Origin of the sequence: Pseudomonas syringae group sp. 247E2, from assembly GCF_032587795.1 — a bacterium.
Classification (GTDB): domain Bacteria; phylum Pseudomonadota; class Gammaproteobacteria; order Pseudomonadales; family Pseudomonadaceae; genus Aquipseudomonas; species Aquipseudomonas amygdali.
In genome coordinates this window covers 355804-363852 of record NZ_JAWHPK010000037.1, presented here as the reverse complement: position 1 = coordinate 363852, position 8049 = coordinate 355804, and the positions used below count along the sequence as shown (strand labels likewise).

Annotated in this window: 6 protein-coding genes and 1 pseudogene; 2 read left to right on the top strand and 5 right to left on the bottom strand. The window is 57.4% G+C overall.

The window, feature by feature from the left end; all coding sequences use genetic code 11:
• Both RYC18_RS26275 and RYC18_RS26270 read left to right on the top strand, forming a co-directional pair.
• Positions 1-1178: pseudogene (locus RYC18_RS26275) on the top strand (hypothetical protein); the annotation flags it as partial.
• A gap of 133 nt (positions 1179-1311) precedes the next feature.
• Positions 1312-2223, top strand: a complete 912-nt coding sequence (locus RYC18_RS26270; RefSeq protein ID WP_039847656.1) for a hypothetical protein — start codon at positions 1312-1314, stop codon at positions 2221-2223.
• A gap of 210 nt (positions 2224-2433) precedes the next feature.
• On the opposite strand, the gene RYC18_RS26265 is transcribed toward RYC18_RS26270, so the two are convergent.
• The 5 genes from RYC18_RS26265 to RYC18_RS26245 are packed head-to-tail and all read right to left on the bottom strand — an operon-like array spanning position 2434 to position 8049.
• Positions 2434-3612, bottom strand: a complete 1179-nt coding sequence (locus RYC18_RS26265) for an MFS transporter (RefSeq protein ID WP_316887042.1) — start codon at positions 3610-3612, stop codon at positions 2434-2436.
• Between the two features lie 22 nt (positions 3613-3634).
• Complete coding sequence (locus tag RYC18_RS26260; protein ID WP_005777384.1) at positions 3635-4255, bottom strand: hypothetical protein; 621 nt, start codon at positions 4253-4255, stop codon at positions 3635-3637.
• 10 nt (positions 4256-4265) lie between these two features.
• Positions 4266-5747, bottom strand: a complete 1482-nt coding sequence (locus RYC18_RS26255) for an aspartate aminotransferase family protein (protein ID WP_005777386.1) — start codon at positions 5745-5747, stop codon at positions 4266-4268.
• The gene (locus tag RYC18_RS26250) at positions 5744-6427 is read right to left on the bottom strand and encodes a class II aldolase/adducin family protein (protein ID WP_005777388.1); all 684 of its coding nucleotides are present in this window, start codon (positions 6425-6427) and stop codon (positions 5744-5746) included. The genes RYC18_RS26255 and RYC18_RS26250 overlap by 4 nt, the downstream gene beginning before the upstream one ends.
• Positions 6424-8049: an FGGY-family carbohydrate kinase gene (locus RYC18_RS26245; RefSeq protein ID WP_316887041.1), complete on the bottom strand. Its 1626-nt coding sequence runs from the start codon at positions 8047-8049 to the stop codon at positions 6424-6426. Before RYC18_RS26245 ends, RYC18_RS26250 begins: the two co-directional genes overlap by 4 nt.

Below are 8049 nucleotides of genomic sequence, written 5' to 3'. Positions count from 1 at the left end.
CGACACCGTTTTGTCTGGCGGTGTTGATGTTGGAGGTTTGGAATGTGAGTTCGGAATATGAAGCGTTGAGACAAACTGCTAGAGAAAAAAATGATTTGAGAGCAATTGGTGGTATTGGAGGTGCGTACCTAGACTTGGCAATTGCTTTGGAGGCTCTGGCCGTCAAGCTGGCAGGCCAACGATCATCACTATCTATTGCCAGAAAGACGCTATTCAATATCTCCTCGAAAAAGGCGGCTACTTTTTTTGGTGAAACTCTAGCCAAAAAGTTAACTGAAAAAGTGACTGGTCGAATCATAGGTATTTTTTTCTCCGGAGGAATTCTTTCCGTAGTCAATGCTATTGACGCATGGCACGCATGGCAGTGGAACGATCAAGCCCTGTACGGATATTTGCTGATATCTATAGGTGGGCTAGCAGGTTCGCTGGGAACCTTGTTCGGGGCGGCTGCAACGCTCCTCAATCTCACGGTATTGGGCTGGGCCGCATTATTGCTGATAGGCGTGGGCGTAGGAGTGGTTATCTTGCTCAGTTCGACGCCATTGGAGTCATGGTTGGCAAACGGTCCGTTCGGCGAGAGCCATTCAATTGACCGGTATTTACAGGAACCTTCAGAGGCCTTTTACCGGCTGACAAGCCTGCTTGCCGGCATCAGTATCTCAATAGAAAAAAACCCGGTTTATGAGCCACAAGCCGCATTTTATCCTCGCACAGAGATACCGCATGCCATACGTAGCGCGGACACAATCATTCGCCTGCAGAGTCGTTTGCCGGGACTTATCGGCAGTCTCGAAAACCTGAGCATTCACGCTGTCTGCAAGCTGTGCCGGATTACCGAAAGAGCGAATAATCAGGGTGTACCTTATCGCGCAGGAATTGAAATCGCTGACAGATCTGAAGCGCCCAAAGCCCAGCGTCTTCACCTGGACGCATTGGAGTTATTTTTTGCCACGCCAGCTAGTCAAGCTTCACCTACTGGTAGCAGTAGACACTATTACCAATGGGCAGTGAGGGCACAATTCATCTTGACCCGCGGAGGAGAGCAACGCTATTTCCCTGCTCCGCCGATCAAGGACCCGACTCAATATAGCCAAGATTGGGCAACGGCCAACTTTAACAAAATCAACCAGCCATTCTGGGCTGACGAAGAAGCTCACAAGGCCTCTTCCAATGATTGATCCGAATGAGCGCCACTACGAAAGCCTGGCCTACCGACCTGGCAATATTCCCGAGCAGGCATCATTGCGCACGGAGCCATATCACTCTTGCTCGGCCCGACTCCCTTGGGGAAAAACTCAACAGACGACATCAATGAAACTCCTTGAGGAGTCCACCCCAGAAAAAATGAGGATCTGGGAGCAAGTAGCGAAAGAAAAAGAGAAAAACAAAACAGCTGGAACCGATATGCCGGCACTCCATCAAGAAGTCGAACTTCACAATAAGTGTGACCACGAGCATTTCAGATTTGCGCCTCTTCCACGCTGGTCACGGTTTTGGCTGATCTCATTACAACTCGGGAAAGGAGGATTCATCGTGCTCTCCCCTTTCATAGTGCTAGCACACCTGTCTCTGATATCGGTATCCCATAAACCATGGCAGGCGGTAACCGTAGACTTACTTTTAGGGGCCTACCCGTTGTATTTAGGTAGCCCTTTACTGCTTTGGCTTATAGGCCACGTTGTCATTTACCATTTCCCTCTGGTTTGGCTCCGCCCCCCAAAAGGCCCACTCTGGGAGCTTAATCGCAGAACCGGTCTGGTCACTATATTCGACTATAAACGCCATCGAAAAGAAGGTGTGATCGACGAATTCGTTGCGCCTTTTTATGAGTTCGACGCCTACATGACCACCACCCATAATCTTCACGGTCCTACATACGGGCTACTGCTTCAGCATCGCTATGAAGACCGTAAGATCAATTTTCATATGCTGATGAACGCCGACGACTTCCAGCAACGCCCCTGCGCACTCTGGGACTTCCTGCAAAACTACATGGACACCAGCGGCCCGATTCCGGACATTCCACTGTTTGAACCGTACCGGCACCTGGATCCGGTCACTGCCAGCTACGATCAGCAGCGCGGTCGCGACCCTCGCTACTGGGTCGACATGGATGACGCCACGTTCAAGGCCGAGGTCGATGCCATGTGGCAGCGGGTTTATGCGATCGATACGTTTAGCCGCCCTAACCTTATGGCGCGGTATGTGGATTACGGATCATGAGGTGCCATCTCACGCCTGAGGTGGATCTGCGCTCGATGTCACACGCTAGAGAGGCATAGCGCTTTCGGCAAGTGCCCAAATGCGTCGCGGTAGTCTGCATGTCAGCAGCATCACCTGAACGATCCAGACACCACCAGTTTCAAAATAACTCCGAAGGCGGCGGCGTGCCTTTCAACTGCAATGGCTCCGCCGCTGCTGCTCGCGCACGGTTCAAGCTCTGCGTGCAACGCCAACCCTTCTACTGACGGCCCGCCGGTGCAACAGCGCAACCAGAAACAGCGCCGTAACCGACAGCCAGACACTGACCAGCAGCACCGGTTGAGCGTTGTCGTCAGACACCCACTGCGACGCCAGCAACGGTCCGAATGCGCAGCCCAGCAGTTGCATGCCCGGAATGAGCCCTGCTATGCGTCCCGACGGGTCAATATGAAGCGCAATGCGCACTTGAAACGGCGTCAACATCAGGTAGATCAGGGCAAAAAGACCGCACAGGCCCAGAAATACGTTCACGCCCTGATCAGCCGTTACATACATGCCCAGCGCAATGCTCGCCAGGAGCAGTGCGGCGGCGGCCAGCATCGAATAGTCAGGCACCCGGCGCACCAGCAAAATGCCCAGACAGCCGCCCAGGACCTGCATGAACAGCATCGCCGAGACAAGCAATTGCGCTGAGTGCGCATCCAGTCCTGCGTGAATGCCCAGCGGTTCCAGGTACGCCCAAAGCCCGCCTACCGCCGAGAGCTGCATGAACACCAGCATCAACAGCAGGACCTGCTTCAGGTTCCATTTGAAGCCTGATGTATCCGGTTGTTTGTAAGGCTGTTGCGGCAGGCGTTTGGGTAGCCAGGCAACGAACAGCACGGAGCCTGCGGTCAGAATTCCAAGAAACACAAAGCCTGCGTAGACGCTTTGATCAGGCAATATCAGGTATGCAAGTGTTGCAGCTATCAGCGCCTGAGCCAGTGTCTGGACCACCATGAACACACCTGCGACCCGATCCGGCGCAGGCCCCTGAACGATCAGGCTCACGGCCCCCCATAACAGTAGCCCCTCGGCCAGTCCCGCCAGCGCACGAGCTGCCGTTAACGGCCCGTCGCCAGTAACATTGGCCGAAACCAGGTCCATTCCGGCTGCGCACAGAATGGCGATGACCGTAAGCAGGCGCAGGTTGAGCATTGACCGCAGCAAGTCACCCAGTACCACGCCCAGCCCCAGCGCCACGATTTCGCCCATGGCTACCAGCCCTACGCCCTCAAGCGACACATGGTTTTGCGCGAGCAATTCGCCCAGCAGCAGCAGCGGCTGCAGCCCCACCATCAGTACCGCGACAGAGCCCAGTGCCAATGCGGCACTCAAATGCCTGCGAGTTACAGCGGACGACGTTTGCATGGCATGCGCCTCTTGAGAAGTTTTAGTAACCGCGGGTTTCTGGTGGGATCTTGCCTTCGGCAAAGCACTGCGCCGCCCGCTTCTCGTCTTTCATCAGCCTTCCGTTGGCGACCAGCACCACCCACCAAGGCAGCAGCGTGAGGTGTGTGCCGCACGCCTTGGCCAGGGTGTAGGCTTTCGCGCATTTCTCGAACAATTCTGCGTTGAGCACCATTCGAGGGCCTGTGGTGCCCATCACAACCGGAGTTCCATCGATAACGGCGGCATTGCCGCCACGCGTCAATGCATGTGCCAGGGGCCTATCAGCACTGGCGGGCGAACCCATGTGGCCTATATGACGCGCCTGCTCATCAAATAGAATCGGCAGGACCCCGCCAAAATCGACAAGGCTTTTTGCAAAGGCCCCACCGCCGATCAGGATCGCGCCGACATCGGCACGAACCCTATAGATCGCCGCGTGGGTCTGGCGCTCGTCCTCTGCGGAATCGGACAACGCGACAGCCTGGGGTGCCAGGTCGTCGAGTTTCCCCAGCCACATGCCCTGTTCGCCTGGCAAGCGCAATGAAATACTGCTGTGTGAGTCCACCTGACCCATCATCCGTTCGCGCAGCTCAAACCACTGTTTTCGAAGTAAATCGCGCATGGTGCTCACCTCACACCCATTGAAAAACGGCGTCGAACCGATCGAGCGCGTCATCAATGACGTCGTCGGTGTCTGCCAGGCTGGTGTAGATACGGCTGCCCGCGAGGGTGATCAGGCCATGAGCGGTATACGCAGCCCCCATCTCCTCCATCATGTGCTTGCGGGTCTTGGCCTCATTGCGTGCCCTCAGCAGCTTGAGCGGATTACTGGTGTCGAGCAGCAACACACCGGAGGTCTGCAGATGAACGATAGAGCCCATGTTGTAGGCAACATAAGGCAAGCCACGTCGATTGATGATTTCATCAAGTCCTGCGCGCATGCGGTCGCCCGCCCTGCCCGCTAGCGCCGGCGCATTCAGGCGGCGCGCCTCCAGCAGCGCGTAATAACCGGCGACGCACGACAGCGGGTTGGCCGACAGCGTCCCGCCCACGAACGCCCTTCGGGAAGATGTACCAATGCCACCGGCAAGCAGTTGCATCACGTCTCTGCGTCCGCCAATGGCACCCGCCATCGGGTAGCCTCCCGTCAGGCATTTACCCAGTACCGTGATGTCCGGCATGACATTGAAATAAGCTTGCGCGCCGCCCAGACCCGCACGGAACCCGGTGACTACTTCGTCGAAAATAAGCAGTGCGCCAAATTCGTTACACAGTGCACGCAACTGTCGGTTGAAGTCGGCGTGTACCGGGCGTGTGCCACTTTCCGGGCCGAAGGGTTCAACCATAATCGCTGCAGTGCCGCCACGAAGGCGATTGATCTGCAGCCTGCGGCGTAATGCATCCAGATTATTGGGCGGGCTCTCCTGGGTGTTAGCCGTAGCGCCTCGCGGAATGCCCACCGCCTCCATGCGTCCGGTGCCCGGCAAGCGCATGCCGTAGACCAGTTGGTCGCTCCAGCCGTGATAGGCGCCGCCGATTTTGATCACCCACTTCTTGCGGGTGTAGGCGCGTGCCAGGCGTACCGCTGCCATCACCGCTTCAGTGCCCGAGCCCAGCAAGCGCAGCATGTCGACACCGGGCATCACTTCACAGACCAGTTCGGCCAGCTTGACTTCGTATTCATGCAGCAAGCCGGTCACCGGCCCGCATTCATCGAGAATACGGTTGACCTGTTCGCGAATGGCCGGGTGATTCGAACCCAACAAGGTGGGGCCACCTGCCTGTAGAAAATCGGTGTAGCGATTGCCGTCGACATCCGTCAGGTGCGCACCTTTGGCCTGGGCGAAGGCCAGCGGAAATGGATAGTTGAACGCAAGATTGTGTTGCACACCTCCCGGTATGACTTTTTTGGCTGCCTCGGAAAGACGCTTGGAGCCCTGACAGCGCTCGTCGAAATAGCCCATGACCTTGCTCATTGCTTCGCGTTTGATCGGGCGAATGGGCTGCTTCACCAGTTCGTCGAACCGGCGGTAGAGGGAATCGACGTCCGGCCATTGCGATACAGCCGATTCGGGAATTGCAGGCATGCTGGCAGGATCAAGAGGTTTGTTCATGATTGAGTCTCTGAAAAAGTCTGAGGGCTGAGTGCGTGCAAGCTGGAACTGGTCAGGGCATTGATCAGGCGGGCCACTGCAGCGCGTGACTCAGGTTTTCCACGGGTATTGACTTTGATCTGGTTGACAAGATGATCACGACAGAATGTTTCCAGGTCCTCCAGGCGCGTCAGGGTGGTCTCGATATCCGGACCGCAACACAGAACGCCGTGATTGCGCATCAGGTAAACGTTGTGATCCGGCCGGATGGCCCTGCCGAGCTTGCCGGCCAGCCAGCCGGAGCCGGACGGCGCGTAACCCACCAATTGAATGCGTTTGCCCAGCGATTTCCATAGCGGCGGGTAAGGCACGTCCAGCGCTTTGCCGAACAATGTGCAAGCGCTGGCCAGGGGTTGGTGGGTATGGATACTGCAATTGACATCCGGGCGACTGCGCAGGACTTTGGCGTGCAACTCGCTTTCCACCGAAGGCGAACGTTCACCTGACAGTTGCTGCAGATCCTTGAGTCGCAGAACGCAGATATCCTCCGGTCGCATGCTGAAATAATCGGTGGCCGACGGTGTGACCGCGATGTGCAGCGCGTCAATACGCAGCGCAAGGTTGCCGCCGGTGGCGGCGAAGAAGCCGCGGCGTGAGAGGTGCCGCGACAGGTCGACGATCTGTTGTTGGACATTGTTCATGGTGTCGTCTCCTGCGATGGGTTCAACCTGCGATACAGCGGTGCCAGGCGTTTGCGGACTTCCTTGAACGTGGCGAAGCGGTCGTCATACAGGTTTCGGGTTGACCGGGATGGCTCGTACAGTCGATGCGGCCTTTGCAGTGTCGGAAGATCGTTGAACTGCAACTTCCCGAGCGCTACTGCAGCGATGAATGCCGCTCCGCGGGCGTTGGTCTGAATGGGGTTGTGCGGTTGCTGAATGACCCGCCCGCAGACATCGGCCATGATCTGGCACCACACATCCGATTGCGCTCCGCCGCCGGTGGCGACGATGATTCCGCTCGACTGGCCGATAAACCGCGAGAACGGCTCCAGCATCCAGCGCGTGTTATGGGCAACGCCTTCCATGAAGGCCCGGATAATGTCTTCCCTGGAATGTTCGAGTTTCAGGTTGATCAAGCCGGCACGCAGGCTCGGATCACCAACCGGGGAGCGTTCGCCACACAGCCATGGCGTGTAGATCAACCCCCGCGAACCCGGCGGCACGCGCGCTGCGATACGGTCAAGCAAGGCATATACATCCGGCTGTTGTTCGTCGCTCAACAGCTCATCCGGGTGGTAAAGCACCTTGTCACGCAGAAACGACAGGTTCGCGCCTGCAGCCGATTGCATGGCCATTGCCAGATAACGGCCCTTGACCGCACTGGGAACCGCAGCAATATGGTGGCGAACACTGGATTTCTTGAACGGTACATGAGCACCTACCCAGGACGAGGTGCCCAGGTAAAGGTGCGGAGCAAAGTCCCGCACCGTGGCACCAACAGCCACTGCCGAAGTGTCTACGGCACCTGCAACCACGGGCGTGGAACGAGGTAGCCCCAGTACATCTGCCAGTTCGGGTTTCAATGTGCCGATGACTTCGGTCGAGCCCACCAGCTCAGGCAGTTTGCCGGCGTCGATGCCCAGCGCCCTTATCAGCCCGTCATCGTAGCGAATGCGGTGAGGGTCCCGGTTGTCGGTAATCCAGGCGGTCAGCATCGAGTCGCCTGTCGCACAGTAACGACCCGACAACCGCATGTTCATGTAGTCGAGCACATTCAGGAACTTGTGGGTCTTTTCATACCGTGCCGGGTCATGATCAAGGATGTAGGCCATGTGCCCGGCCGAGTCCATCCCTGACAGAGACGCCACCCCGCCTGTCAGTCGCAACGAACGCCAGAGCTTGAGTGGCCCGTAGCCGCCCAGATTGCACCAGCCTCCGCCCATTCGCTGTTTTATGGAGTCGCCGCGCTTGTCCAGCCACAGCAGTGCCCGGCCAATCGCGGGACCATTGCGGTCGACACAGACCGTGCCTTCGCTTTGCGTGGAGCAACAGATGGCCACCACCTGACGACGCCTTAGCGGGTCGGCTCCTAGCAACTCGCTGGCGCCAAGCATGAAAGCATTCCACCAGTCCTCCGGCTCCTGCTCTGCACTCAGGCCACTGACATGCAACGGCACACCGTGAAACGCCCAGGCACGGATGTCTCCCTCCATGGAGACCAGTGCGCACTTGCAGCCGGACGTTCCCAGGTCAATCGCGAGGACGAGTTGCTCCAGGCCGGTAACCGCCTCAGGCGTCCGGGAAATGAAAAGCGAAGTCAT